This is a genomic window from Rhizobium sp. WYCCWR 11152 (assembly GCF_013087615.1).
In the GTDB taxonomy this organism is placed as follows: domain Bacteria; phylum Pseudomonadota; class Alphaproteobacteria; order Rhizobiales; family Rhizobiaceae; genus Rhizobium; species Rhizobium indicum.
On the sequence record NZ_JABFCP010000011.1, the window covers coordinates 33,298 to 59,312 of the forward strand.

The window sequence follows — 26,015 nt, forward strand, 5'->3', positions numbered from 1 at the left end:
CGACGCAGACTAAGAAGGAATTTCACAGCCCACAAGCGCAAAATCCTGCGCCCTCAATGATTTCACAATCACTGGAAATCGAAGGCGCTAAGGCCTGCCACCATCTCGTCGAGCCCGAGCGGTCTCGTCACCGGCGGCTCGGCCCGGGAAAGGCAGCCGCGCCGCTCGCAAAGGCGACAGGCCGGACCGATCGCGACCGGATCGAGCGCCATCGCCTGCCCGTAGACCACGCCCTCGCCAAGGGCAGCATCGCAGCCGATCAGGATCGCGGTGCGCCTGACCCTTTCGCCGAATTCGACGCTCGGTCCCTCCAGCGTGCGGGCTACCGTCAGGAAGGATGCACCGTCAGGCATGACGACCGTTTCGGCGAGGATCTGGCCCGGCTGCAGGAAGGCGGCATGGATATTGAGCTTCGGACAGCCGCCGCCGAAACGGGCCTGCGGAAAGCCCTGGGCGCCCGCCCTGCGCAGCCGGTGGCCGGCGGCATCGATCTCGATCAGGAAGAAGGGAATGGCCGCCGCGCCTGGGCGCTGCAGCATGGCAAGCCGCGCGGCTGCATGGCCGAAGGAGACGCCGAAGCGCGCACGCAGAATATCGATATCGTAGCGCGTCGCCTTCGCCGCCGAGAGAAAGGCCTCGTAGGGCATTGCAAGCGCCAGAGCGGCGATGCGGGCAAGCTCGAAGCGGGCGATGCGGCGCGCCTCGGCGGAGGAGAGCGAGAGATCGTCGAGTTCGGCATCGATTGCCGGCAGAAGGACCAGAGTCGCGGCCTCGACTGATATCTCGTGCGCCCGGTCGGCTTGCGACAGGCGCTCCGAGATGAAAAGCCGCATCGAATGGCGATCGAAACGGCGGCGCAGATCCGGCATGACATGGACGGGCAAGACACGCACCGCGATGCCGCGCTCGGAACGCAACCAATCCTTCAGCCCGGCGGCAAGATCGAGGCCGCCGGGGAGCGTTGCGGCAAAGGTTTCCGCCGCCGTCTCGATCCGTCCGAAATAACCGGACCTGCGCTCCAGCGTCTCGCGCACCTCGTCCAGCGGCAACCGGCCGGCGGCAAGCGGCGCATGCCCTTCGGCGGCCATCAGCGCCGTCAGATCGGACAGCCTCGCCGCCTGCTCGCGATAGGCGCGGTAAAGCTTGATCATGCCGCTTGCGGCATTGGGTGCTGCCTCGGCCACCTCCACCAATTCCTGATCACCCGGCAGTTCGCCCGACAGCAGCGGATCGGCAAAGACCTCCTTGAGCTGGCCGAGACTGCCGCCGGTCTGTCCGCGCAACTCCTCCAGATCGACCCTGTAGACGCTTGCAAGCTTGAGAAGCAGTTGCACCGTCAGTGGTCGCTGGTTGCGCTCGATCAGGTTCAGGTAGGACGGCGATATTTCCAGCGCCTCGGCCATGGCGGTCTGCGTCAGCGCCAGCGCATTGCGGATGCGCCTGACTTTCGGGCCTGCGAATATCTTCCGTTCAGCCATGTCACATCCTTTGACAGGCAAGGAGCGCCATATTTACAAAAATTTACAAATTCACAGCGCCGCTCTGTCAATCCTCGTCATCTTAACCTCTTTCCATCCAGGAAATCAAAGGTTTTTCTGGTCATAACGCACCGAATTGACAATCTTGTCACGCAGCACCCTTTGTCGGGCTTTTAGTGAGGAGAGCAGCATGACGGATTTTTACAAGCTTGTCCCAAACACATCAGCAGGCCGCTTCGACGGCATCGAAAGACCCTACTCGACCGAGGACGCGCAGCGGCTCAGAGGCTCGGTGGCGCTCCGTCATACACTGGCCGAAATGGGGGCTGACCGGTTGTGGCGGCTCCTGCACCAGGAGGATTTCGTCAATGCGCTCGGCGCACTTTCCGGCAACCAGGCCATGCAGATGGTGCGCGCCGGGCTGAAGGCGATCTATCTCTCCGGCTGGCAGGTGGCGGCCGACGCCAATACGGCATCGGCGATGTATCCCGACCAGTCCCTCTATCCGGCCAATGCCGGTCCGGAACTTGCCAAACGCATCAACCGCACGCTCCAGCGCGCCGATCAGATCGAGACCGCGGAAGCCCAGGGACTTTCCGTCGAGACCTGGTTCGCGCCGATCGTTGCCGATGCGGAAGCAGGTTTCGGCGGACCGCTCAACGCCTTCGAAATCATGAAGGCCTATATCGAGGCGGGTGCCGCGGGCGTTCACTTCGAGGACCAACTCGCCTCGGAGAAGAAATGCGGGCATCTCGGCGGCAAAGTGCTGATCCCGACGGCCGCCCATATCCGCAATCTCGACGCCGCGCGGCTTGCCGCCGACGTCATGGGCGTTGCGACGCTGGTCATCGCCCGCACCGACGCGGAAGCGGCAAAGCTCTTGACGTCAGACATCGACGAACGCGACCAGCCCTTCGTCGACTATGATGCCGGCCGTACGGTCGAAGGTTTCTATCAGGTGCGAAACGGCATCGAGCCCTGTATCGCGCGCGCCGTCGCCTATGCGCCGCATTGCGATCTCATCTGGTGCGAGACCTCGAAGCCGGACCTCGATCAGGCGCGGCGCTTTGCCGAAGGCGTGCACAAGGTCCATCCCGGCAAGCTGCTCGCCTATAATTGCTCGCCTTCCTTCAACTGGAAGAAGAATCTCGACGAAGCGACGATCGCACGGTTCCAGCGCGAACTCGGCGCAATGGGCTACAAGTTCCAGTTCATCACGCTCGCCGGCTTCCACCAGCTGAACTACGGCATGTACGAACTGGCGCGCGGCTACCGGCAGCGGCAGATGTCGGCCTATTCCGAGCTGCAGCAGGCGGAATTCGCCGCCGAGGCCAATGGCTATACCGCCACCAAACATCAGCGCGAGGTCGGCACTGGCTATTTCGACGCCGTCTCGCTCGCCATCACCGGCGGCCGGTCTTCGACCACGGCGATGCACGGCTCGACCGAACATGCGCAGTTCAAACCGGCTGCGGAATAACTCGAAGAGGAGGAGAAGATCATGGCATCCATTACACGCGTCAGGGAACGGGCCGAGGAGCAGGCAAGCAGCATGAGCGAGGATCAGCAGACGACGATCCGCATGCTCGCCAACGACCTGCACCGGCTGAACCAATCGGTCATGAAAGCCGTCGAAGCCGGTGTCTCGGTCGAACTGGTGCGCTCGGCCCGCCATCACGGCGGCGACGGCCACTGGGGCGACCTGCTGATTCCCGTCGTCGTCACCAACCGGCATTGACGAAAACGACCGGTGGCGGGGCCGATGACGGCGGCCCCATTTCTCAATCAGAGCGCCTGCGCGTCAGAGAGACGCGTGGGCACTCATCCTTTTCGAAAACTCATCCCGATCTGGGGCTTGCGCGCCGGTCGCACGATGCGTGGTCACAGTGCCGGATCGGTAACCTTTGCCGGATCGAAAATTACGGACCGTTCAGATCAGCTGCGATGCCCCTCGACAGCTCCGCATCGCTCATATAAAAATATTTTTCAGAGTTTCAATTTTTCTGGCAATTATCACCAAGGCGAACCATGACATCACGTATTGCAGCAACACAAGATGCGGATTTCATCGTAAAGGCCTACGCAACGTCCTTCGGGTTTACGGTGCAACAGACTGAAGCCTATGTGGGCAAGGTGGGCCTCGAAAATTTCTATATCGCCGACCATGAGGATAGGCCGGCGGCGGTATTCGCTCTCATCGCCACCGGGCACTGGTTCGGTGGTAGAGCCGTGCCAGCATGCAACATTGCACATGTGGCCATTCTACCCGAATATCGCGGCCTGGGTCTCGCAGATGCCATCCTGGAGGATGCAGGTGCGATCGCTGCCAGCAGAGGCGCCCTCCTGACAACCTTGTTTGCATCAACCCGCCCCGTCTATCGAAGAGGCGGATATGAATTGGCCGGATCGGAAATTGTCTACGAAGCGGAAACGTCAGAGCTTTATAAAATCAAGGAAAAGTACCATTGCCGTCAGATGACGCTGCCTGCCGCGCTGCCGACCCTAGCCTCTATCCATGAGCGACAATGCGTGGTGGAGGCAGGTAATCTGCAGCGTAGTGCGGCACAATGGTCCCTTCTTTTGACGTGGCCGGATCCCCCGACATCCATTTACGTCTTCGACGAGGACGCTGCGTATGTGATCATCGATACGATCAATCCCGAATGTATGATCATCCGGGATTGGGCGGCGCTGTCGGGACGGGCGGCTCGGTGCATATTGCGGTTTTTGGGGACATTCTCGACCGTATACCCGCGGGTGCGGTGGCACGGTTCAGCGCAGGACAAGTTGGTTTTCGCGATGCCGGACAAGGGATGGCGTCTCGTCCATCAGGAGGAGTTTCTAATGCGGGTCCTTTCCGCAAGGGACGCGCTTCTGGCACGTGGCTACAACTCAGTGACCGAGCAGGTCACGTTGGAGATAATGAAGGGCGATCAGGTCGAGACGCTATCGCTCTCCATCGAAAACGGCTCACCGTATTGCCGAACGCATGAAGCCGGCTCACCCATCGTGAAAATCGCAAGTGAACATCTTGCAACTCTCTATAGCGGCTTTCGCTCCGCGAGTTTTCTTGCAAGAGCGGGGTGGATAAACGGTGATCGTGATGGCGTAATGGCATGCGACCGCATATTTTCCGGCCCGCCCCCCTGGGTCGGAGAACATTTTTAAGGACATGACGTGAATCCGACACCGCATATGGCTCTCGTTGCGAGCATTCGCTCACGCGCTCCGAACATGACGCGCGCGCTACAGCGTGTCGCAGATTACACGTTGGAAGACCCGCAGGCGGTGCTTTACAAAAGTATCACCGAGCTTGCAGAAGACGCGCAATCCTCGGAAGCCAGCGTGATGCGGTTCTGCCGTGAACTGGGATTCACTGGGTTCCAAAATTTCAAGCTGGCTTTGGCGCAGGAGTTGGCGACACAGAGCCAAACCAGCGTCCCGATATCAACGGGAGATCCGGTTCAGAACCTTGTGGAGACAGCAAGAACGGCCCTCGATGAAACCGAGCGGCTGCTCGACCGTAGCATAATACAAGCCGTTGCCCAGGAATTGCTGCAGGCAAAACACATCGAGATTTTTGGCGTCGCCGCTTCGGCGATCACAGCGCAATATCTGGAATACAAGCTCGCACGCCTGGGTGTGCATTCACATATCGCCCGCGACGCGCATCTGGCAACGATGGCTGCTGCCACCTCAAATCCCGCTGATGTCTATTTCCTGATTTCAAGTTCGGGCTCGACCCTCGATACAGTTAAGATTGCCGAGCTTGCGCATGCGAGAGGCGCACGCGTGATCGGGATCACCAATCGATCGAAAAGCCCGCTGGCAGCCACGTGCACGCATGTGCTGTTGGCATCCTGGCCAGAGACACCGCTTACGGGGGGCGCCTTTCCCTCGAAGATCAGCCAGTTACTGATTGTCGATGCTCTGGCGTCCTATATGACGATGGCTGAGCCGGACCGCCTTATTACCATTCTCGACACCGCCCAAAGCGTTACCGACCGTAACGTTTAAGACCCCTGCGAGCGCCCTTTTCGCCGGGTTGATTTTTTGCTCTTACGGTTTGGCGGAAATTTTCATCATAAATAATTTCTTGACGGTTTATTTCACTATGATACCGTGACCTCGAATTTGAGACGAAGGGTATTGGAACTTGAGCATCCTTGAAGCCTTGCGCGGAACACTTGCCGTTTCCTGTCAAGCGGCTGACGGCAGCCCCTTGCAGCCGACAGATCACATTGTGGCACTTGCCAAGGCGGCGGTGTTGGGCGGCGCGAAGGCGGTTCGTATCGAGGGTGTCGCAAATGTGTCCGCCGTGCGAAATGCCGTCAGCGTCCCCGTCATCGGCATTACCAAGATCGAGCATCCGGATTCAGAAATTTACATCACACCTACGCTGGAAGACGTTCGCCAGCTTTGCGAGGCGGGCGCAGACATTGTGGCGTTTGACGCCACGGCAAGACCAAGACCCTGCAGCGTCGCTGCCCTTGTCGAGGCGGTGCATCAGGCGGGCCGGATCGCCATGGCCGATATCAGCACCTTGGACGAAGGGCGGGCGGCGGTTGCCGCAGGTGCCGACTTCGCGGGCACGACCCTGTCTGGATACACGCCCTATTCGCCACAGACTGAGGCGCCGGATTTTAAGCTGATGGAAGATCTTTTCCGCGCGGGCATCCCGTTTGTGGCCGAGGGCCGCATCTGGGAACCAACCGATGCACGCAGAGCCATCGAATATGGCGCAGCATTTGTCGTGGTCGGTTCTGCCATCACCCGTCCGGATGTGATCACGCGGCGGTTTGCGGATGCTGTGGCCGGTGCGCGCGCGCACAACGCCTGAATTCAATGGAGAAAGCAGATGACAAGGAAATTTCGCGTTGCCGTGATCGGAGCCGGCTTCATGGGCTCGATGCATGCTTCGATTTTCGCAAACGAACCCCGCGCTGAACTCGTCGCCGTCGTCGATAGCGACATCGGACGCGCCGCTGCGTTGGCAGGTGGGTTGCGCGGCAACGTCAAAGCCTACAGCTCCCACCTGGAACTGCTGGCTGCCGAAGAGCTTGATCTGGTCAGTATCTGCACCCCGGATCACCTTCATCTCGATCCGGCGCTCGCCATTGCGGCAAAGGGCATAAATCTCTTCGTTGAAAAGCCGATCGCCTCGACCATGGAAGATGCAGCCAAGATCGTCGCGGCGTGCAAGGCGGCGGGCGTCAAGCTGGGGGTCGGCTATCTGCTTCGGTTCGACCCACGCTACTACAAGGCGCGCGAACTGATTACGTCGGGCAAGATCGGTACGCCTATTCACATCTATGCCCGCCGCAACAGCGCCCGAACCGAAGGCCCCAAGCGTTACGGCGGCACCTTGCCGCTCGCACTGCATGTCACAGTGCATGATGTCGACATGGTGCTTTGGATGCTCGAGGGTCAGACTCCGGTTTCCGTCTACGCCCAGCAGACTGACATTCTCCTCGGATCGCTTGGCACGCAGGATACGATCGCGGCGGTCGTACGCTTCTCGGGCGGAACCGTCGTGACGTTTGAAAGCGCCTGGTCATTGCCTGCCGGCGCTCGCCACATGATCGACGCACGCCTGGAACTCATCGGCACCGAGGGTTCATTCGAAGTGCAGTGCGGCGATAGCGGCCTTTATTTCGCAGACAACCAGACATCGCGCGAGATCGACACCCAGCATTGGCCGATCGTCGAAAATCGGGTTGGCGGCGACCTCAAGCTCCAGCTTGCCAGCGTTCTCGAATGGCTCGACGGCGGCTCCTCTCAGGTGGCCAGCGGCGAAGAAGCCATTCGCTCGTTGGAATTGACCCGAGCCCTCATCCGCTCGGCGGAAAGCGGCGAGGTGGAGAGACTCTAGCGCATCATCGATCAAGCAATTCAAAGCAACGCATGGACAGTTCAAAAAAAGGGGAATGACATGAAACGACGCCAACTACTTGCACTCACGCTTGCACTTGCGACCTCTTCGGCCTTGCCGGCAATGGCTGAGAACGCCGATCAGCCCTATGCGGGAACGCATATTGCGGTTCTGATGGAAGGCCACCCAACAACCGACGGCATCCAGAAGCTGTTACCAGAGTTCACCAAGGAAACCGGCATCGAGGTGGAACTCGAGGTCATCCCGGAATCCGACATCACCGCCAAGATGCTCCTGGAGTTCTCCTCCGGCTCTGGCCGCTACGATGTCGTCCAGAACAATATCATCTATATTCCGGGCTTCGTTAAGGCGGGATATATCGATCCACTCGACGATCTGACGAAAAAGCTGCCCCAACATCTGGACCGCGCCGATTTCGTGCCCGGCTACCTCAACACGAATATTGTCGACGGCAAACTCTACGGCCTGCCGGTTTACGGCGAGAGCACGTTCCTGATGTATCGCAAGGATCTGTTCGAGCAATACGGTCTCACCCCGCCGAAGACTTTTGACGAGGTTATCAGCGCCGCCAAGACCATCAAGGAAAAGTCCAACGGCGAGATCGCAGGCATTACCATGCGTGGCGCCCAAGGTATCCAGAACGTCTATGTCTGGGCGGGCTGGCTGTGGGGTTACGGCGGCGAATTCCTCACCAAGGATGGAAAATCGGCCCTTGGAACGCCAGAGGCCGCCGCCTCGCTCGATGCTTTTGCAAAAGTCCTACGCGACTACGGTCCCGTCGGTGCTGCCAATTTCGGTTGGGAAGAAAACCATGTTCTCTTCCAGCAGGGCAAGGCCGGCATGACAATGGATGCAACGGTCAACGGAGCATTCAACGAGGACCCGGCTGTGTCGTCAGTGGTCGGCAAGGTTGGCTACGTGCCGGTTCCCAAACAGACCGACGCATTGAAGGGTGGCTCATCGTCCCTCGCTGTGCACAGCCTTTATATCACTTCGGCCTCCGCCCAGAAAGAAGCGGCATGGCTATTTGTGTCATGGGCAACGGCGAAGGAGCAGCAAATCAAGTCGTTTAGCATCGCGCCCAACTCCGGTGTCACGTCTGAAGCTGCGTTGAATTCGGATGAATTCAATAAGCGCTACGGAGCCTTCAAGGAAGCGATGCTGGCTTCGATCAACCAGGGCAATCCGCAATATTTGCCGACTGTCACTGCTGCAAACGAAATCATCAACAATGCTGGTATCGCCGTATCCAAGGCGCTCGCCGGCACCGCTTCGGCAAAGGACGCACTGGCGGAAGCCAACACGGCCAACGACGCAGCACTCGCCCGCTAACAAACGGGCGCCACGTCCGGATTTCCGGACGTGGCTACACTGCGGGGATCATTATGCTCAACGACGCGACAAAGCTTTTCTATCAGCCGGTGATTGCCTTTTTCGGCGCGGTCTCGGTGGTCATCACGATCTATGTCGTGTGGCTGACATTGCACAATATCAGTCTGATGCGGCCAGGGCAGGAACAGTTCATCGGGCTGGACAACTACTTGCGGCTTCTGCTCGACCCACGCGGCCTCAATGCTCTCTGGCGCACGGTCCTCTTCACGGTGCTGGCCACGACCATTGAACTGATCATCGGCCTTTTCGTCGCCTTGCTGCTCGACCGGGAATTCCATGGCAAGAGGATCGCGCGAGCTATCATGCTCGTGCCCATCGTCATGACGCCCATCGTCGTCGGGCTGACATGGCGTTTCATGTTCGACCCGTCGAGCGGTATGGCGAACTACCTCCTGTCCCTGCTTCATCTCGGTCCGGTCGACTGGCTTGGCAATCCAAACGTCGCCCTGTTCTCAGTGATGATTGCCGACATCTGGCAATGGACACCCTTTGTCGTGCTCTTGACGATGGCGTCACTGGAAGCGCTGCCGGGCGATCCGCAAAACGCCGCGCGTGTCGACGGCGCTCGGGAGTGGCAGGTTCTCTGGCACATCACCTTGCCAGCGCTTCACCGTGCGCTTCTTGTCGTCGCCCTCATCCGCGCCATCGACAGTGTGAAGACCTTTGACATCTTCTACATCATGACCCGCGGCGGGCCAGCGCTATCGACGGAAACACTCAATCTCTACGGCTATATTTCGGCATTCACCAATTTCGACATTTCCTACGCCCTGACCGTTGCCATGGTGTTGACGATCTTCACCAATGTCGCGCTGCTGTTGCTGTACAACCTGGCCTTCAAGGCTCAAGCGCGGGGAGCCGTATGATGCGCAAAATGGCCTTCTATATCGCCATCCTCGCCCTCATCGTGGTCGTGCTGTTTCCGCTCTACTGGGTGGTCGTCACATCGGTAAAGACGACGAAGGACGCCTTTGCGATCCCACCGGTCTGGCTCTTCGAACCGACCTGGGAGAACTACCAGCGCGTTCTCAACAATGGCGTCTTCATTCGTGCCTTCATGAACAGCGTCCTTATCTCCATTACGGCAAGCGCGATATCGGTGGCGATCGGTGCGCTTGTCGCCTATGGGCTCGTGGCACAGGAAGAACCGGTGCGCCGCAGCAATGAAAAGTTCGTGCTGAGCCTCAGGATAGCACCACCTCTGATCTTCATCATTCCCACGTATTTTCTGGCCGCGCAGTTGAAATTGCTCAACAATCACTGGGTGATCATCGCGGTCTACGCCTTCATCAATGTGCCCTTTGCCATATCGCTGCTCATCACCTTCTTCGAGGACATACCGAAGGAGCTGCGCGACGCGGCAAAAGTCGACGGCGCACGCGAACTGACGATCTTCTGGAACGTGTTCCTGCCGGTCGCCAAAGGTGGCATCGTCGCGACGATGATCCTGTGTGTGCTGTTTACCTGGAATGAGTTCTTCATCGCCCTCGTCCTGACCGGGCGGGACACCCAGACATTGCCCGTCAGTATCACCTCGTTCCTGACCTTTCAGGGGGTGCAGTGGGGACCGCTGACGGCAGCCGCAACGCTTGTCATGCTGCCGATGCTCGTTCTCGGCATGTTGGTTCAAGGCCAGGTCGTACGTGGCATGTCACTCGGAAGTATAAAAGGATGACCGGCATGATCCAGGCCAGCAAGCAGTCGCTTTCCCTACGGAAAATCACAAAATCCTATGGCCCGATCTCGGTGCTGAAAGGGATTGATGTCGAGGTCGATGAAGGCGAGTTCGTCGTCCTTCTCGGCCCCTCCGGCTGCGGGAAATCCACCCTGCTGCATGCGATCGCGGGTCTGCATTCGATCGACTCGGGAGAAATCGTGATCGAGGGTCGACCAGTGACACACATTCCGACACGGGAGCGCGATGTCGCAATGGTGTTCCAATCCTATGCGCTCTACCCGAACATGACGGTTGCGCAGAACATCGGCTTTCCGCTCCGGATGCGCAAACTCTCGCGTGAGACAATTTCGCAAAGGGTGTCGGAGGTCGCACGCCTCTTGCAAATTGAACCGCTTCTCGAGCGGAAGCCGCGCGAGCTTTCGGGTGGCCAGCGCCAGCGTGTTGCCATCGGACGGGCTCTTGTGCGCGACCCGAAGATTTTCCTCTTTGACGAGCCGCTGTCGAATCTTGATGCGACGTTGCGTGTCGAGACACGCGCCGAGATCAAGAGACTGCACGAGCGCGTCGGAAAGACAATGGTTTATGTGACCCACGACCAGATCGAGGCCATGACACTAGCGACAAGAATTGTCGTGATGAACAAGGGCGATATTCAGCAGGTCGGCTCGCCCTATGAGATCTATCACAAACCGGCCAACACCTTTGTGGCCCGGTTCGTCGGCTCGCCGTCCATGCAGTTTATCAGCGGCCGCCTTGTTAAGGATGGGACCGCAGTGATCTTCACGGATGGAAAGGATTGGAAACTGCCTCTTCCGCTGCCAGGACTTTCCGAAGGCATTTCGGGAGACGTCATTCTTGGTGTGCGACCGGAACACATAAAGCTGGCCCGTCACGATGAGGAGGGTCATGACGCCATCGTCGACCTGGTCGAGTCGACAGGCCCTGAGGACAACGTCACTTTATCGATCAACGGACAGAGGGCGACAGCCAGGCTGGAAACCGGGAGCACCGCCCCTGGGCAGACGATCAAGGTGCAGATAGCGGCCGAGAAAGCGTCCCTTTTCGACGCCGCGACTGGACAACGCCTGAATTGAACGGAAAAAGCATGGAAATCATCGTCAAAGATACAGTCGACGAAGCCTCTGCCATCGTCGCGGAAATTCTACTTCGGCAAGTCGAAGAAAAGCCGGACAGCGCGCTCGGCTTGCCGACGGGAGCGACGCCGCTTGGGGTGTACGCTCGTCTGATTGAGGACTTTCGAAACGGCCGTGGTTGCTACAATCGTGCCCACGCCTTCAATCTTGATGAGTATCTTGGGATTCCAGGCACCGACACTGCATCCTATGCCTTCTACATGCGTGAAAACCTGTTCGGGCACATCGATTTCATGCAGAGAAACATCCATATTCCGGACGGTTCAGCTGCTGATGCTAGCGCGGAGGCCACCCGCTACGAAGCGCAGATTGCAGCGCGTGGAGGCATCGACCTGATGTTTCTCGGCCTTGGCCGCAACGCCCACATCGGCTTTAACGAACCGGGATCTCCGCATGATACCCGCACCCGGCGGGTTGCACTGACAGCCTCGACGATGGAAGCCAATGCGCGCTATTTCGAGCCGGCCTCACGCCAACCCACGCATGCCATCACGATGGGAATCGGCAGTATTTTAGAATCGCGGAGAATCGTTGTTCTGGCGACCGGCATCGAGAAGGCCGGCGCAGTTGCGGCAAGCCTTGCAGGGCCAATAACAGATGCCGTTCCCGGCTCCGCGCTTGCACGCCATGCCCATACGACCATTGTGCTGGACAGGGATGCCGCCCATGAGCTTGACCGCACACTGGCGTTGGAGATTGACGCGTGACGCAGCCGGTGCTTGCCATCGATATCGGCGGAACAAAAACGATGACGGCGCTCGTGTCGGACGCCGAGGTCCTTGAGGAGATGACCGTTCCAACACAGCGTTCTGAGGGACCGGATACCTGGCTCGCCAATGCCCACGCTGCCGCAGAGCGTTGGCATGGCAAGTATGATGCAATCGGCCTTGCGGTGACCGGCTTCATCCGCAATGGGCTTTGGTCGGCCATGAATCCTGAGACACTCGGAATACCTGAAAGCTACCCTCTGGTCGACAAAACCTCGGCCTTGTTTGGCGCGCGCGCACTAGCGATGAACGACGCTCAGGCGGCGGCGTGGGGTGAGTATCGCTTTGGCGCGGGGTCTGGCGGCGATCTGGTTTTTCTGACCGTATCGACAGGTGTCGGTGGAGGTATCGTTATCAACGGTCGGCCACTTGGCGGTCTCGCCGGGCATTTCGGGCTGACGCAAAGTTTTGGTGGCAGTTCCACCTACCTGGAAGACCAAGTGTCCGGGCGCTGGATGCAGGCAGAAGCCGCGCGGCAGGGATTTGGCGCCATGTCCGCCCCCGACATTTTTAACGCTGCGCGGAATGACGAAACTTGGGCGAAAGCGATCGTTGCACGATCGGCACGTGGGATCGCCATGCTTTGCCGGGATATTCAACTTATACTTGACCCCGCAGAGATTGTGATCGGAGGTGGAGTCGGCCTTGCCGAAGGCTATCTCGATCTCGTTCGCGATGTCAGCGTTCAAATCCCTTCCGCCATAAGGTCGAATATAATGCCCGCTAAACTCGCTGCACGGGCTGGAGTCATCGGAATTGCCGATCTTGCAAGCCGATTGCTTCTCCCAGATGGTCAGGCGAAGTGACAAATTCGCGCTGGCCAGCGGTGGGAGAATGTACGCAGATATGCGGTTAGGCGAGCGCGGTGGCGCTGGTGCACTAGCTGACGCCGCGGCGCTCTAGCCGCGGCTCGGTCGTTTTCCGGCGAAGAGATCGGCATAACTTTTGATGAGCTTGGTCATGCGGTCTGCGACGGTGCGGATCTCCGGGCGGTGGCGGTCCTCGGCATTCATGACGATCCATTGCCGGTGGCGCAATTCCGGCAACTCGCCGCCCTGCCGCTGCAATTCGGGATGGAGATCGCCGACGAAACAGGGAAGCACGGTCTTGCCGGCGCCAGCACGCACCAGATCCGGCAGCGAACGCGGCCGATTGACGGTGGCAACGATCGCTGTTGCGGCATGGGTGTGCGGCCAGCGCAGATAGGCCGATATCGCCTCTTCCTCGGCGACGGCAATCCAGCGCTCGTCGGTCTCGGCGGCGTTGCGCCTAATATAGACGGCATAGGCCACCTCCCCGAGCAGACGTGCGGCAAGATTGGCCTCCTCGGGCTCGAAGGCGCGAATACCGATGTCGCTCTCGCGATAGGCAAGGCTCGCCCGCGCCTCGCCGATGGTGAGCGAAATGGCGAAGGCATCGCCCGGCATGCGGATTGCGGCGAAATTCTCGGTCAGCAGCCAGGCGAGCCAGGTGCCGGCGGCGACCCTGACGGTCGTGCCGCCCTCGCCGGATTGCCGCCACGCCGCCACCTTGCGGGCGGCGGCCTCCATCTCCTGCAGGTGATCGAGCAGCGCCTGGCCATCCTGGGTCAGACGATATCCGGTCTGGCTGCGCGAAAACAATGCGCGGCCGATTTCCTGCTCGAGATCGAGCATGCGCCGGCCGACGGTCGCAGGACTGAGCCCGCTTGCAGTGCTTGCCCCCGTCAGCCCGCCGAGCCGGGCCACCTGCAGGAAAAGCTGATAGGAATCCCAACTCGCGTTTTTCATTGATGAAAAACATAGCGGGATTTTGCCCGTTTATAAAGAGAAATTCGACGCCTAGATCAGGTGATGTCTTACACAGGAAAGGACATTGTCATGATCGACATGATCACCATCGCAGGCACTATCGGCTATCGGCACTATCCCCAGCGAAGCGGTTGCAAGGCGGACGAGGACAGATTCTATGCCGAGTTCGGAAACAATCGCCTCATTGGCTTTATCGCCTGGCTGACGTCGCTCGACCTCCACCTCGGAAGACGGCGCAAGGCCGTAGCGCAATCCCGAAGCGGCTGCCGCTGCGTGGTTCAGGCGACTCTTCTTGCTCCGAGATGAGCCGGTGCAGATTCTGCGACGATGCGGAACCGCTCGATCAGCGTCATCAGCGTATCGGCCTCGCCGGCAAGCAGGCGGCTTGCCTGCGTCGTCTCGGCAACCATCGCCGCGTTCTTCTGGGTCATCTGGTCCATGGCGTTGACCGAACCGTTGACTTCCTGCAGGGCGGCCGACTGATCTCGGCTGGCGGTGGCGATGGTCTCGACATGGCCGCTGATCGCGATGATCTCCTGGCTGATCGAGGCAAGGACGCTGCCGGTCTTCTGGACCAGTTCGGACCCTGCCGTCACTTCGCGGCTCGATGTCTCGATGAGCGACTTGATCTCGCGCGCTGCATCGGCCGAACGCTGGGCGAGTTCGCGGACTTCCTGGGCGACGACGGCAAAGCCCTTGCCCGCCTCTCCGGCCCGCGCCGCCTCGATGCCGGCATTCAGCGCCAGAAGATTGGTCTGGAAGGCGATATCGTCGATCACCTCGATGATCTGTTCGATACGCTGCGAAGCCTGCTCGATGCGATCCATGGCGGCGACGGCATCGCCGACGACGGCGCCGGAATTGTCGGCCGTCTTCTTGGTCGCAGCCACGACATTGTTGGCTTCACGGGCACGCTCGGCGGAAGAACGAACCGTCACGGTGATCTCTTCCACCGCGGCCGCGGTCTCCTCGAGGTTCGCCGCCTGCGCCTCGGTGCGTTTCGAAAGCTCGCCGGCAGAGGCAGAGACGGCGCCGCTGTTGCGCTGGATCGTCGCGGCGCTGTCACGGATACCGGACAGCGTATCCTGGAGCCGCAAGAGGGAAGCGTTGAAATCGACGCGCAGCTGCTCCAGCCGGCCGACGAAGGGCGTGCCGATCGTCTGCGAGACATCGCCCTGCGACAGGCGCCCGAGGCCGGCGGCAAGCTGGTTGACGGCAAAGTCGATCTGGCCGTCGAGCGAGCGCTTGTCGGCATCGTTCCTGGCGCGCTCGGCATCGCTCAATTCGCGCTGTTCGGCAGCCTGGGTTTCCAGGTCGCGTCTTGCGCGGGCACTGTCGCGGAAAAGCGCCAAGGCCCGGCCGATGTCGCCGAACTCGTTCTTCTTTTCGACACAAGGGATCGTCCCTTCGAGATCGCCCGCGGAAATCGAGTGGACGCTCGCGGTCAGCGCCTGCAAAGGTTTCACCGACAGGCGGATCGCATAGAAGGCAAGAATGCCGACGATGAGCATGACGATGGCGCCGACGCCGAGGACCAGCATCTGCAGCTCATACATGCGCTGGTAATAGAGCTCCATCGGAATACCGATGAAGAGAATGCCGACATTGGCGTTGGAGGCGTTCTTGATGGGGAAATAACCGGTCATGAACTTGCGGCCGAAAAGCTCCGCCGGACCGTAATAAGCCTCGCCCCTGGCGAGAACCGGCTGGGCGGGGTGCTCGGCGACCAGCTTGGTGCCGACGGCGCGGTCGCCGTTTTCCTTCTTGACGTTGGTGGAGATGCGGACGTAGTCGCTGCCCTGCTTTTGAAAGATGGTCGCAACACCAGCGATCGATTGCGCTGTGCGGTCGACCAGCGAATGGTCGGCAAGGGCGGGAATAGCGTCTTCCGTGACAGTGGAGAGCTGATTGTCCTTCAGCTCGATCTTTGCAGCCTGATCGGCCGCGCCGTAGAGGACGGCCATCGCGCGGGTGGCATCCCTGGCATCGGAGACAGCCCCGTCCATGACATGGTGGCTCAGATTGTAATAGGTCACGCCGACGATGGCGGCCGTGCTGATCGCCAGCAGAAACAGCGTGATCGCAACGATCTGGCGTACGATCGACGTAGAGAAAAGGCGCAGCATTGAGACCCCCGGGAGATAGACCAAGGTCAAATTAGACTAAAAGCGTTAAGGAAGATTCTCCGTAAATCAGGGTTGTCGGAGGTATTCATCGGTCTCGTTTTCTGACGGATCATCTCTGCGTGATGGCCGCGCGGCCGCTCGCAATCCGACCAGATCGCGGTTTCTGCGGAATAAATAGAAACGGCCCCGGAAAGTCCGGGGCCGTTCGAATAAACACGGGTCGGTCGATGATCAGGCGGCGCGATAGACCGGCGCACCGGTGGCTTCGCCGTCGATCTTGAACTGCTGAATGAGCCTGCGCAGCGAACCGGCCTCGTCGGCCAGTTCACGGCTGGCGGCAGTCGTCTCCTCCACCATGGCGGCGTTCTGCTGCGTCATCTGGTCCATCTGATTGACTGTCGCGTTGACGCTCTGCAGCGCGGTGGACTGGTCGTGGCTGGCGCGGGCGATCATCTCGACATGCTGGCTGATCGTGACGATCTGGGCGCTGATCTTGGCGAGCACCGTGCCGGTCTCCTGCACGAATTGCGAGCCGGAATTGACCTCGTTGGTCGACTTGTTGATCAGCCCCTTGATCTCCTGCGCCGCGGCGGCGGAGCGCTGGGCCAGTTCGCGGACTTCCATCGCGACCACCGCAAAGCCCTTGCCGGCTTCACCGGCGCGCGCCGCTTCGATGCCGGCGTTGAGCGCCAGGAGGTTGGTCTGGAAGGCGATCTCGTCGATGACGCCGATGATCTGCTCGATCTGGCGCGAGGCACCTTCGATGCGGCTCATCGCGTCGATCGCATTGCTGACGACGACGGCGGAATCGTCGGCGCTGCGCTTGGCCTGGCGGACGATCTGGTCGGCATCCTTGGCGCGTTCGGCCGACGAGCGGACCGTGACGGTGATCTGATCGACGGCGGCAGCGGTCTCTTCGAGCGAGGCAGCCTGCTGTTCGGTGCGCTTGGAGAGGTCCTCGGCCGACTGGGCCATCTGGTTGCCGTTGCCCTGGATCAGTTCGACATTGTCGCGGATCTGGCTCATCGTCGCCTGCAGGCGCATCATCGAACCGTTGAAATCCTGGCGCAGCTGTTCGAGACGGCCGATGAAGGGCGTTTCGATCGTCGTCGAGATATCGCCCTGCGACATGCGTTCGAGGCCGGCGGCGAGCGCATTGACCGCGAATTCGATCTGACGATCCATCTCGCGCTTTTCGGCGTCGTTGCGCTGACGCTCGTGTTCGGCGGCGGCGCGTTCCTCGTCGCTCTGCTCCTCGATGCGGATCTTCGAGATGGCATTTTCCTTGAAGATGCCGAGCGCGCGGGCCATGTCGCCGATTTCATCGTGGCGCTGCTCGCCGGAGATGCTGGTATCCAGCGCCCCTTCGGCGATGCGGCGCATGGCGCCGGTGATATGGCTGATCGGGCGTTGCAGCGTCAGCACCAGGGCAATGCCGCCGAGGATCGACAAGAGGATGCCGAGACCGGTGGTCATGACGGAGATGCTGTTTGCCTGGGTGCGCTCGGTGCCGGCCGTCTGCTTCTGCAGCTCGGCGAAATCGGTCAGCTTTTTCCAGATCTGGTCGAGTTCCTGGCGGGCCGCGGCATAGGCGGTGACGCGCTCGCCGATCGTGTCGACGATCTTCGAGCCGCCGCCGGAAATGACGTCGAGCGCCGGCTGGATCGCGCCGGATATGCCTTCGGCAAAGCCCATGCCCTTGGCGCTGGTGACCAGCACCTGCATGTCCTTGCCGAGCGTGCCGGCCTGCTGCTGCAGGCGCACGAGATTTTCCTTGCTGGAATCGGCGAGAAAGTCGGAAAGGACGATCTGAAGCGAATAGACGGAATTTTCGAGACGCCTCGTATCCTGCAGGACCGAGTTGGCCTGGGCAATCCGGCCGTCGAGCGCGGCGAATTCCTGGGTCGCGTCACGCATCTTCTGCGTTGCGGTCAGCTGCGTATAGGTCGAGGTCTGGCGGAAGCGCGAAATGAGACGGCCGAGTTCGGTGGCGGTCTCGTCGGTCGGATTGGGCGTCTGGACGATCGCCTTGATGCCGTCGATGGTCGCAGCCAGCGCGTCGATGACATTCTTCTGATTGCTCGGAACCGAGATGGCGATCAGACGCTGCGATTTGATGATCTCCGGCATCTGTTCGTTGATGAAGGCGATCTTGTCCTGCGGTGTCTGCGGCTTGCTGAAGCCGCTGGCGACGGTGCCGAGGAAATCGCCGCCCTTCAGCAGGCGGTCGGCCGTGCGAAGGGTGCTGGTGGCGGCGCTCTCGTCGCTCTGGACGGTGCTCTGCAACTGCTCGGCCTGGTAGGACACGGTGAAACGGGTGCTGATCACGCTCTTCTGGGCCGCGTCGATCTGCTCATGCAATGCCTGTTCCTGCTCGTGCAAGGCCCACAGCTTGTCGACGACGCCCGAAATTTCCTTGGTGCGGCGCGATGCCTCCGCAAGGCTGTCGCGGCCAGCGGCCTCGTCACCGACCTGGCTCAGCGTCTGGTCGAGCACGCCTTGCTGGATCTTCAGATCCGCGCTCAGTTTGTCGCGCGCCTCAGGGCTGGTGACGCGCAGGAAATCATCCATCGAACCATAGAGATCCTTGAAGCCGCTGAGCGACTGCAGCACGCTGTTGGATATTTCCATGCGGCCCTGCAGAAGTCCCGAAGCGTAGAGGCCGGTCAGGCCCACCGCCGAAATGGTGACGACGAAAGGCAGAACGAAGATCAGAACCTTCGTCTTGATCCTGAAGCGGGAAAGAATCTTATCAATCAACATGGCGTTCCGGGCCTTTCATACACCACTCCTCCCGCAGGCGGCCACATGGCGCCAGCCGGGTGCACATCGAGCTGTTCTTATTTTACCTTGGGGAACCCGGAAGCCAGGCGGCAATCATTGCCAGTTCATGTCCAAACAACTTGGAGATGCCCAAATATTCGCGGGCAATTGTGTCAGATTAGATATTAATTTTCGGATAAGCGGTGACGGCGGGTTAAGCCAAGGCAGTGAAATAGTTGCAAATTATGGGCCGCGACGCCGCGGTGCGACAATGAACATGCCGCAACGTTCGTTCCAGATCTGCGGACAGGATCAGATGAAGTGTGAGAGCAGCAGCGCGAGGCTGGCGGCGGTGGCGCCGGCTGCAAGCATCAGATAGCGCAGGGCGACCATCCGGGCGTTCGGCTTTGCCTCGGCAATTGCGATGGCGCGGGCGCGTCGTGCGTTTCTGTTCATGGCGAAACCTCACTTCTCTCTGACACAACAACAATCCAACAAATCGGCTTGCCGGTAAAGCTTAATTTAGGAACGACCTTACAAACCGCCAATTGAGACAGGATGGCGCACCTCTATTAAGAAGTCTTGAATCGGCTTTTCTAGGCCCATTCGCCCGCGGCAAATCCGGAGGCCCAGGCCCACTGAAAATTATAGCCGCCGAGCCAGCCGGTGACGTCGACGCACTCGCCGATGAAATAAAGGCCGGACACGGCTTTTGTTTCCATGCTGCGGGAATCCAACGCCGCCGTGTCGATGCCGCCGAGCGTCACTTCGGCGGTGCGGTAACCTTCCGAGCCGGACGGTTTGACCGCCCAGTTCTGGACGCCGGCGGCAAGACGCAGCAGCGCCTTGTCGGGCAGGTCAGCCATGTTGCCGGAGATCTTTTCGCGCTCGACGAGAAATTGTGCCAGCCGCTTCGGCAGGATATCGCCAAGGGCTGTCTGCGGCGACTGGCGGCCATTGAGCTGTTTTGCCGTCTTCAAATGCGCCGCAATGTCGATATCCGGTTCGATCGAGACCACCACCTCGTCGCCCTCGCGCCAATAGGAAGAGATCTGCAGGATGGCCGGGCCGCTCAGCCCGCGATGGGTGAACAGCAGCGCTTCGCGGAAGGCGGTCCTGCCGTGGCGGATTTCGGCCGGGGCGGCAATGCCGGCGAGCGGCGCGATGCTTTCCAGCAGGCCGGGATCGAGCGTCAGCGGCACGAGGCCGGGTCGGGTTTCGAGCACGGCCAAGCCGAACTGCTCGGCGAGGCGATAGGCAAAGCCGGTGGCGCCCATCTTCGGGATCGACTTGCCGCCGGCGGCGACGATCAGCGACGATGCTTCACAGTGACCTTCGCTCGTCGATACACGGAAGCCGGCTTCGGTCTTTTCGACGCCTGATATTTCGGTGCTGAGATGCAGCACTGCACCGGCCATGCGCATCTCGGCCAGCAACATGCGGATGATATCTTTGGCGCTATCGTCGCAGAAAAGCTGGCCGAGCGTCTTTTCGTGCCAAGCGATGCCGTGGCGGTCGACCATGGCGATGAAATCGGCGGGCGTGAAACGGGCAAGCGCCGACTTGCAGAAATGCGGGTTGGCGGAGAGAAAATTCTTCGGGCCGGCATGGATATTGGTGAAATTGCAGCGGCCCCCGCCTGATATGCGGATCTTCTCGCCAGGCGCCCTGGCATGGTCGAGGATGACGACCGAGCGGCCGCGTTTTCCGGCACGGATGGCGGCCATCATGCCCGCCGCTCCGGCGCCGATGACGATAACGTCGCTTTTGCGCTGCAAACCCGTTTCCCCGTTCAAACCCGCGTCTTCTTTTTCCATCAAAGGGCGAAAGTCAACGTTCTCAACCCCTCGCCAATTGGCAAAGTCTGGTTATGATGGCGTCACGATCAATACAAACCGGTGTGTCATGTCCCCAAAAAAGACGACGCTCAAGCCTGCCAGAAACGTACCCGCCTCGAAGAAAACTCCCCCGGAACCCGGATCCCTGCGTGGCGTTGCGAACTGGAAGGAAGCAGCGCGGTGGCTAAGGGACAGGGGCATCGAAGACATCGAATGCATCACGCCGGACCTTGCCGGCGTTGCGCGCGGCAAGATGATGCCGAGCTCGAAATTCACCTCGAACACCTCGCTGGCGCTGCCTTCGGCGATCTACCGGCACACGATTTCGGGCGAATATCCCGACGAGACGGAAAGCTTCCGCTACGAACCGCGCGACAGCGACCTGAAGCTGATGCCCGATCTTTCGACGCTTTCCGTCGTGCCCTGGGAAACCGACCCGACGGCGCAGGTGATCTGCGACATCGTCGATTCGGACGGTGGCGAAGTCCCCTATACGCCGCGCAACGTGCTGAAGCGGATCATGAGCCTCTATCATGAGCGCGGCTGGAAACCGATCGTGGCACCGGAGATCGAATTCTATCTCGTCGCCAAGAACGACGATCCCGACTATCCGCTGCACCCGCCGAAAGGCCGGTCCGGCCGCTCGATCCTCGGCGGCCAGGGCTATTCGATCGCCGGCATCAACGAGTTCGACGAGCTGATCGACGACGTCTATCATTTCTCGGAGAAGCAGGGGTTGGAGATCGATACGCTGATCCATGAAGAGGGACCGGCGCAGCTTGAGATCAACCTGCGCCACGGCAATCCGATCGAACTTGCCGACCAGGTGTTTCTGTTCAAGCGGACGATCCGCGAGGCGGCGCTGAAACACGACATCTACGCGACCTTCATGGCCAAGCCGATGCAGGGCCAGCCGGGCTCGGCGATGCATATCCACCAGTCGGTGGTCGATATCGAGACCGGCATGAACATCTTCTCCAATCCCGATGGCTCGGCTTCGAAGGAATTCTTCCACTTCATCGGCGGCATGCAGAAATTCGTGCCGAGCGCGATGGCGATGCTGGCGCCCTACGTGAATTCCTACCGGCGCCTGCAGCCCGATATGTCCTGCCCGGTCAACAATGCCTGGGGTTACGACAACCGGACGACCGCCTTCCGTGTCCCGGTCTCCGATCCGCAGGCGCGGCGCGTGGAAAACCGGCTGCCGAGCTCGGACGCCAATCCCTATCTCGCGCTCGCCGCTTCGCTCGCCTCCGGCCTGCTCGGCATCATGAAGGAGATCGAGCCGACGGCGCCGACCGAGGATTCGGCCAATGAGGGTTCGATCGACCTGCCGCGCGGCCTGCTGGAAGCCGTGGCGCTGCTCGAGGACGAACCCGCCTTCGAGGAGATATTCGGCAAGCAGTTCATCGGCCTTTATGCCGGCGTCAAGCGCGGCGAGTTCGAAACCTTCATGCAGGTGATCAGCCCCTGGGAGCGGGAATTCCTTCTGCTCAACGTGTGAGGGAAGCATCATGGCATCGCAGGAGACGTGGCAGAGCCCGATCGCGCCCGGGCTGTCCTGGTATCAGGCAACCGTCGGGGAGCGCCCCACCTACCCCGCTCTCGACGGCTCGAGAACATCAGACGTCGCCATAATCGGCGGCGGCTATACCGGCCTGCAGGCCGCTTATAATCTTGCCAAATCAGGCGTTTCGGTGGTCCTGATCGACGCCTGCCGCTTCGGCGACGGGGCGTCCGGGCGCAATGGCGGCCAACTCGGCACCGGTCAGCGATGGTGGCCGGAAGAACTCGAGGAGAAGATCGGCTACGAACGCTCGAAGGCGCTGTTCGATCTTGCCGAAGCGGCCAAGCGCCATCTCATCGATTTCGCCCGCGAGCATCAGATCGAGATCGACTATGTGCCCGGCCAGCTCAACGTCGCACACAAGGCGAGCTACAAACGCGACTATTACGAAAATGCCGAAATCGCCGCCTTACGCTACGGCTATCCGCATCTGAGCTTCATGGACGAGAAGGAAACGCAGGAGAGGCTCGGTTCGAAGCGTTTCCATTGCGGCGTGCGCGATGTCGGCACCGGCCACATCCATCCGCTGAAGCTGCTGGTCGGGCTCGCGCGGGTCGCTGCCAATGCCGGTGCTGAAATCTTCGAGATGACCAAAGCAACGGCGATCCGCCAAAGCGGCGGCAAGGTGACGATCGAAACCGAAAGGGGGACGATCACCGCTGAGCGCGCTCTGATCGCCTGCAACGGCCATATCGGCGACCTCGAACCGGTGACGGCGAGCCATGTGATGCCGATCCGCTCCTTCATTGGCGCGACTGCCCCACTCGACGGCCATCCCGATATACTGCCAAGCGGCGAGGCCGTGGCCGATTCGCGCTTCGTCGTGCGCTACTTCCGCAAATTCGGCGACGGCCGCCTGCTGTTCGGCGGGCGCGAGGCCTATACCTCGGACAATCCGCGCGACATTTCAGAGCACATCCGCCGGCAGATCGCCGAGATCTATCCCGACCTGAAGGACATCGAGATTACCCATGCCTGGGGCGGCAGCGTCGGCATCACCTTGCCGCGGCAGCCCTTCGTGCGCGAGGTCATGCCCGGCGTCATCTCGATCGGCGGTTATTCCGGCCATGGCGTCATGCTGTCAAACTACTGTGGCAAGCTCTATGCGGAAACGGTGCTTGGAAAATCTCGCGATCTCGATCTCTTCACATCGCTCGATATTCCAGCCTTTCCCGGCGGAGCCCGGATGCGGGCGCCGTTGCTTTTCCTCGCCTTGTCGTGGTTTGCACTTCGCGACAAGTTTTAGTCCGATTGCGGATTTCCTCTTCCGGAAATTCGCTCTAAAACCAGTTCCTGAGAGATTCATTGCACTGCACACTGGCTTTTTTAAATCGATTAGATTAAAAGGGCCGCCAACCAGCCTGATTGAGAGACAAGCTCATGAGCAGCCAAATCATTCCCGTTGAGCCCTTTGATTACGTCGTTTTCGGCGGCAGCGGCGACCTTGCAGAACGCAAGCTTCTGCCCGCGCTGTATCATCGCCAGATCGAAGGCCAGTTCAGCGAACCGACCCGCGTGATCGGCGCCTCGCGCAGCCCGTTGACGCACGAGGAATACCGCAAATTCGCCAAGGACGCGCTGAACGAGCACCTGAAGAAGGGTGAATATGACGAGGCGGAGGTAGAGAAATTCTGTGCCCGCCTCTACTACGTCTCGGTCGACGCCCGCACGGATGCCGGCTGGGATCAGCTGAAAAAGCTGCTCGACGAGGGCAAGGAGCGTGTGCGCGCTTTTTATCTGGCAGTCGCGCCCGGCATCTTCGGCGACATTTCGCAGAAGATCCACGACCACAAGCTGATCACCAAGTCGACCCGCATCGTCGTCGAGAAGCCGATCGGCCGCGACCTCGCCTCGGCGCTGCAGCTCAACGACACGATCGGCCGCGCCTTCAAGGAAGAGCAGATCTTCCGCATCGACCATTATCTCGGCAAGGAGACGGTGCAGAACCTGATGGCGCTGCGTTTTGCCAACGCACTCTACGAGCCGCTGTGGAACGCCAACTACATCGACCACGTGCAGATCACCGTGGCTGAATCGGTCGGCCTCGAAGGCCGCGCCGGCTATTACGACACGGCGGGCGCACTGCGCGACATGGTGCAGAACCACATCCTGCAGCTGCTCTGCCTGACTGCGATGGAAGTACCCTCGTCGATGGATTCGGAAGCCGTGCGTGACGAGAAGCTGAAGGTGCTGCGCGCGCTGAAGCCGCTCGATGCCTCCAACGTCGAGCAGGCGACGGTCCGCGGCCAGTATCGCGCCGGCGCATCGGGCACTGGCCCGGTCAAGGGTTACCTCGAAGAGCTCGAAGGCGGCGTGTCGAACACCGAGACCTTCGTCGCCATCAAGGCCGAGATCAACAACTGGCGCTGGGCCGGCGTTCCCTTCTATATAAGAACCGGCAAGCGCCTGACCGGGCGCATGTCCGAGATCGTCATCACCTTCAAGCCAATCCCGCACGCAATCTTCGACCAGGCGGCCGGGCGCATCAACGCCAACCAGTTGATCATCCGATTGCAGCCGGATGAGGGCGTCAAGCAGTCGCTGATGATCAAGGATCCTGGTCCAGGCGGCATGCGCCTGCGCAACGTCTCGCTCGACATGAGCTTCGCCCAGGCCTTCAACGTCCGCAATCCCGACGCCTACGAGCGCCTGCTGATGGACGTGATCCGTTCCAACCAAACGCTATTCATGCGCCGCGACGAAGTCGAAGCCGCATGGAAATGGGTGGATCCGATCCTCAAGGGTTGGGAAACGACCGGCCAGCAGGTGCAGGGCTATACGGCCGGCACCTGGGGACCGAGCCAGGCCATCGCGCTGATCGAGCGTGACGGCCGCACCTGGCATGACGAAATCTAGGACGAAATCGATGGTATCGACCCTGCATTCCTTCGCCAGCGCCGCAGACCTCGCAGGCAGCCTCGCCGACAAGGTCGCGGATACGCTTTCGGCGGCGATTGCCGCCCGCGGAACGGCGTCCATCGCCGTTTCCGGCGGCTCCACGCCGAAGGTCTTCTTCCAGGCGCTTTCGACGCGCGACATCGCCTGGGACAAGGTGACGATCACGCTTGTGGACGAACGTTTCGTGCCGGCCGACAATCCGCGCTCGAACCATCTGCTGGTCGATGCCAATCTGCTGCAGAACAAGGCAAAGGCGGCACACTTCCTGCCGCTCTATCAGGATGCTGCTTCCGCGGAGGAGGCGGCAAGGCTCGCAACCGAGAAGACCAGGGCGATCAGTTCACCCTTCGACATCGTCATCCTCGGCATGGGTGGCGATGGACACACCGCCTCGTTCTTTCCCGGCGGCAGCAATCTTGCCAAGGCGATCGATGCATCGACGCCGCGCGGCATCATCACCATGGAAGCGGAAGGAGCCGGCGAGCCGCGCCTGACCTTCACCTTCTCCAGTCTTCAGGATGCCGCACTCCTGGTTCTCCATATTGAGGGCGAAGGCAAAAAAGACGTTCTCGCCAAGGCGGAAGGCAGCGGTGACGAGGCAGAAATGCCGATCCGCGCCGTTCTGCGCCGGGCCACTTCCCCGGTCGAGATCTACTGGGCTCCCTGATCCG

At 60.4% G+C, this 26,015-nt stretch carries 23 protein-coding genes; 17 read left to right on the top strand and 6 right to left on the bottom strand.

All coding sequences use genetic code 11. The features are described from left to right. Nucleotides 1–68: 68 nt before the first annotated feature. On the bottom strand, nucleotides 69–1,478 hold the full coding sequence (locus tag G9X67_RS21680) for an XRE family transcriptional regulator (RefSeq protein ID WP_171599645.1): 1,410 nt from the start codon (nucleotides 1,476–1,478) through the stop codon (nucleotides 69–71). A gap of 190 nt (nucleotides 1,479–1,668) precedes the next feature. Here G9X67_RS21680 and aceA point away from each other — a divergent pair, with 190 nt between their 5' ends. The 12 genes from aceA to G9X67_RS21740 all read left to right on the top strand — a co-directional run bounded on the left by aceA (nucleotide 1,669) and on the right by G9X67_RS21740 (nucleotide 13,168). Further along, nucleotides 1,669–2,958: an isocitrate lyase gene (gene aceA, locus G9X67_RS21685; RefSeq protein ID WP_171599646.1), complete on the top strand. Its 1,290-nt coding sequence runs from the start codon at nucleotides 1,669–1,671 to the stop codon at nucleotides 2,956–2,958. Between the two features lie 21 nt (nucleotides 2,959–2,979). Next, entirely contained in the window at nucleotides 2,980–3,216 is a 237-nt protein-coding gene (locus tag G9X67_RS21690; protein WP_003545603.1) for a hypothetical protein, read from the top strand. 290 nt (nucleotides 3,217–3,506) lie between these two features. Then, a complete protein-coding gene (locus G9X67_RS21695; protein ID WP_171599647.1) occupies nucleotides 3,507–4,646 on the top strand; it encodes a GNAT family N-acetyltransferase in 1,140 nt (379 codons plus the stop codon). 9 nt (nucleotides 4,647–4,655) lie between these two features. Beyond that, nucleotides 4,656–5,495 (top strand): MurR/RpiR family transcriptional regulator, encoded by an 840-nt coding sequence (locus tag G9X67_RS21700; protein ID WP_309506198.1) that lies wholly within the window; start codon nucleotides 4,656–4,658, stop codon nucleotides 5,493–5,495. A gap of 139 nt (nucleotides 5,496–5,634) precedes the next feature. Next, nucleotides 5,635–6,318 (top strand): N-acetylmannosamine-6-phosphate 2-epimerase, encoded by a 684-nt coding sequence (locus G9X67_RS21705; protein ID WP_171599648.1) that lies wholly within the window; start codon nucleotides 5,635–5,637, stop codon nucleotides 6,316–6,318. Nucleotides 6,319–6,336: 18 nt separating this feature from the next. Then, a complete protein-coding gene (locus tag G9X67_RS21710; protein ID WP_171599649.1) occupies nucleotides 6,337–7,350 on the top strand; it encodes a Gfo/Idh/MocA family oxidoreductase in 1,014 nt (337 codons plus the stop codon). 60 nt (nucleotides 7,351–7,410) lie between these two features. Next, entirely contained in the window at nucleotides 7,411–8,703 is a 1,293-nt protein-coding gene (locus tag G9X67_RS21715; protein WP_171599650.1) for a sugar ABC transporter substrate-binding protein, read from the top strand. A gap of 53 nt (nucleotides 8,704–8,756) precedes the next feature. After that, nucleotides 8,757–9,629, top strand: coding sequence for a sugar ABC transporter permease (locus G9X67_RS21720; RefSeq protein ID WP_017990304.1), 873 nt, complete (start codon nucleotides 8,757–8,759; stop codon nucleotides 9,627–9,629). Beyond that, nucleotides 9,629–10,438 (top strand): carbohydrate ABC transporter permease, encoded by an 810-nt coding sequence (locus G9X67_RS21725; RefSeq protein WP_171599966.1) that lies wholly within the window; start codon nucleotides 9,629–9,631, stop codon nucleotides 10,436–10,438. The genes G9X67_RS21720 and G9X67_RS21725 overlap by 1 nt, the downstream gene beginning before the upstream one ends. Further along, entirely contained in the window at nucleotides 10,435–11,535 is a 1,101-nt protein-coding gene (gene ugpC, locus G9X67_RS21730; protein WP_171599651.1) for a sn-glycerol-3-phosphate ABC transporter ATP-binding protein UgpC, read from the top strand. The genes G9X67_RS21725 and ugpC overlap by 4 nt, the downstream gene beginning before the upstream one ends. Nucleotides 11,536–11,546: 11 nt before the next feature. Continuing rightward, the gene (gene nagB, locus G9X67_RS21735) at nucleotides 11,547–12,302 is read left to right on the top strand and encodes a glucosamine-6-phosphate deaminase (protein WP_171599652.1); all 756 of its coding nucleotides are present in this window, start codon (nucleotides 11,547–11,549) and stop codon (nucleotides 12,300–12,302) included. Beyond that, a complete protein-coding gene (locus tag G9X67_RS21740; protein WP_171599653.1) occupies nucleotides 12,299–13,168 on the top strand; it encodes an ROK family protein in 870 nt (289 codons plus the stop codon). The genes nagB and G9X67_RS21740 overlap by 4 nt, the downstream gene beginning before the upstream one ends. Before the next feature lie 93 nt (nucleotides 13,169–13,261). Here G9X67_RS21740 and G9X67_RS21745 read toward each other — a convergent pair whose 3' ends face one another. Then, the gene (locus G9X67_RS21745) at nucleotides 13,262–14,131 is read right to left on the bottom strand and encodes a LysR family transcriptional regulator (protein ID WP_171599654.1); all 870 of its coding nucleotides are present in this window, start codon (nucleotides 14,129–14,131) and stop codon (nucleotides 13,262–13,264) included. A gap of 90 nt (nucleotides 14,132–14,221) precedes the next feature. On the opposite strand from G9X67_RS21745, the gene G9X67_RS21750 reads away from it, so the two are divergent. Beyond that, on the top strand, nucleotides 14,222–14,458 hold the full coding sequence (locus G9X67_RS21750; RefSeq protein WP_171599655.1) for a hypothetical protein: 237 nt from the start codon (nucleotides 14,222–14,224) through the stop codon (nucleotides 14,456–14,458). On the opposite strand, the gene G9X67_RS21755 is transcribed toward G9X67_RS21750, so the two are convergent. The 4 genes from G9X67_RS21755 to G9X67_RS21770 all read right to left on the bottom strand — a co-directional run bounded on the left by G9X67_RS21755 (nucleotide 14,431) and on the right by G9X67_RS21770 (nucleotide 20,858). Then, a complete protein-coding gene (locus G9X67_RS21755) occupies nucleotides 14,431–16,278 on the bottom strand; it encodes a methyl-accepting chemotaxis protein (RefSeq protein ID WP_171599656.1) in 1,848 nt (615 codons plus the stop codon). The genes G9X67_RS21750 and G9X67_RS21755 overlap by 28 nt on opposite strands. 231 nt (nucleotides 16,279–16,509) lie before the next feature. Beyond that, nucleotides 16,510–19,041, bottom strand: a complete 2,532-nt coding sequence (locus G9X67_RS21760; RefSeq protein ID WP_171599657.1) for a HAMP domain-containing methyl-accepting chemotaxis protein — start codon at nucleotides 19,039–19,041, stop codon at nucleotides 16,510–16,512. Between the two features lie 312 nt (nucleotides 19,042–19,353). Continuing rightward, nucleotides 19,354–19,497 carry a hypothetical protein gene (locus G9X67_RS21765; protein ID WP_012756101.1) on the bottom strand — a complete coding sequence of 48 codons (144 nt, stop codon included), beginning with the start codon at nucleotides 19,495–19,497 and terminating at the stop codon, nucleotides 19,354–19,356. Nucleotides 19,498–19,637: 140 nt separating this feature from the next. Further along, nucleotides 19,638–20,858 carry an NAD(P)/FAD-dependent oxidoreductase gene (locus tag G9X67_RS21770; protein ID WP_171599658.1) on the bottom strand — a complete coding sequence of 407 codons (1,221 nt, stop codon included), beginning with the start codon at nucleotides 20,856–20,858 and terminating at the stop codon, nucleotides 19,638–19,640. 88 nt (nucleotides 20,859–20,946) lie between these two features. Between G9X67_RS21770 and G9X67_RS21775 the strand changes: the two genes are divergently transcribed. The 4 genes from G9X67_RS21775 (at nucleotide 20,947) to pgl (ending at nucleotide 26,011) form a co-directional block, all read left to right on the top strand. Beyond that, nucleotides 20,947–22,383: a glutamine synthetase family protein gene (locus G9X67_RS21775; RefSeq protein ID WP_138334344.1), complete on the top strand. Its 1,437-nt coding sequence runs from the start codon at nucleotides 20,947–20,949 to the stop codon at nucleotides 22,381–22,383. A 10-nt stretch (nucleotides 22,384–22,393) separates the two neighbouring features. After that, nucleotides 22,394–23,692 carry an FAD-binding oxidoreductase gene (locus G9X67_RS21780; RefSeq protein WP_138334345.1) on the top strand — a complete coding sequence of 433 codons (1,299 nt, stop codon included), beginning with the start codon at nucleotides 22,394–22,396 and terminating at the stop codon, nucleotides 23,690–23,692. A 134-nt stretch (nucleotides 23,693–23,826) separates the two neighbouring features. Beyond that, on the top strand, nucleotides 23,827–25,302 hold the full coding sequence (gene zwf / locus G9X67_RS21785) for a glucose-6-phosphate dehydrogenase (protein WP_138334346.1): 1,476 nt from the start codon (nucleotides 23,827–23,829) through the stop codon (nucleotides 25,300–25,302). A gap of 10 nt (nucleotides 25,303–25,312) precedes the next feature. Continuing rightward, complete coding sequence (gene pgl / locus G9X67_RS21790) at nucleotides 25,313–26,011, top strand: 6-phosphogluconolactonase (protein ID WP_138334347.1); 699 nt, start codon at nucleotides 25,313–25,315, stop codon at nucleotides 26,009–26,011. Nucleotides 26,012–26,015: the final 4 nt, after the last annotated feature.

Bases quoted from the DNA above. Each gene is read 5' to 3' on its own strand.
- nagB (WP_171599652.1), top strand. From the start codon at position 11,547: ATGGAAATCATCGTCAAAGATACAGTCGACGAAGCCTCTGCCATCGTC.
- G9X67_RS21720 (WP_017990304.1), top strand. From the start codon at position 8,757: ATGCTCAACGACGCGACAAAGCTTTTCTATCAGCCGGTGATTGCCTTT.
- ugpC (WP_171599651.1), top strand. From the start codon at position 10,435: ATGACCGGCATGATCCAGGCCAGCAAGCAGTCGCTTTCCCTACGGAAA.
- zwf (WP_138334346.1), top strand. From the start codon at position 23,827: ATGAGCAGCCAAATCATTCCCGTTGAGCCCTTTGATTACGTCGTTTTC.
- pgl (WP_138334347.1), top strand. From the start codon at position 25,313: ATGGTATCGACCCTGCATTCCTTCGCCAGCGCCGCAGACCTCGCAGGC.
- G9X67_RS21775 (WP_138334344.1), top strand. From the start codon at position 20,947: ATGTCCCCAAAAAAGACGACGCTCAAGCCTGCCAGAAACGTACCCGCC.
- G9X67_RS21715 (WP_171599650.1), top strand. From the start codon at position 7,411: ATGAAACGACGCCAACTACTTGCACTCACGCTTGCACTTGCGACCTCT.
- G9X67_RS21680 (WP_171599645.1), bottom strand. From the start codon at position 1,478: ATGGCTGAACGGAAGATATTCGCAGGCCCGAAAGTCAGGCGCATCCGC.
- G9X67_RS21755 (WP_171599656.1), bottom strand. From the start codon at position 16,278: ATGCTGCGCCTTTTCTCTACGTCGATCGTACGCCAGATCGTTGCGATC.
- G9X67_RS21750 (WP_171599655.1), top strand. From the start codon at position 14,222: ATGATCGACATGATCACCATCGCAGGCACTATCGGCTATCGGCACTAT.
- G9X67_RS21745 (WP_171599654.1), bottom strand. From the start codon at position 14,131: ATGAAAAACGCGAGTTGGGATTCCTATCAGCTTTTCCTGCAGGTGGCC.
- G9X67_RS21760 (WP_171599657.1), bottom strand. From the start codon at position 19,041: ATGTTGATTGATAAGATTCTTTCCCGCTTCAGGATCAAGACGAAGGTT.
- G9X67_RS21770 (WP_171599658.1), bottom strand. From the start codon at position 20,858: ATGGAAAAAGAAGACGCGGGTTTGAACGGGGAAACGGGTTTGCAGCGC.
- aceA (WP_171599646.1), top strand. From the start codon at position 1,669: ATGACGGATTTTTACAAGCTTGTCCCAAACACATCAGCAGGCCGCTTC.
- G9X67_RS21725 (WP_171599966.1), top strand. From the start codon at position 9,629: ATGCGCAAAATGGCCTTCTATATCGCCATCCTCGCCCTCATCGTGGTC.
- G9X67_RS21710 (WP_171599649.1), top strand. From the start codon at position 6,337: ATGACAAGGAAATTTCGCGTTGCCGTGATCGGAGCCGGCTTCATGGGC.
- G9X67_RS21765 (WP_012756101.1), bottom strand. From the start codon at position 19,497: ATGAACAGAAACGCACGACGCGCCCGCGCCATCGCAATTGCCGAGGCA.
- G9X67_RS21690 (WP_003545603.1), top strand. From the start codon at position 2,980: ATGGCATCCATTACACGCGTCAGGGAACGGGCCGAGGAGCAGGCAAGC.
- G9X67_RS21695 (WP_171599647.1), top strand. From the start codon at position 3,507: ATGACATCACGTATTGCAGCAACACAAGATGCGGATTTCATCGTAAAG.
- G9X67_RS21780 (WP_138334345.1), top strand. From the start codon at position 22,394: ATGGCATCGCAGGAGACGTGGCAGAGCCCGATCGCGCCCGGGCTGTCC.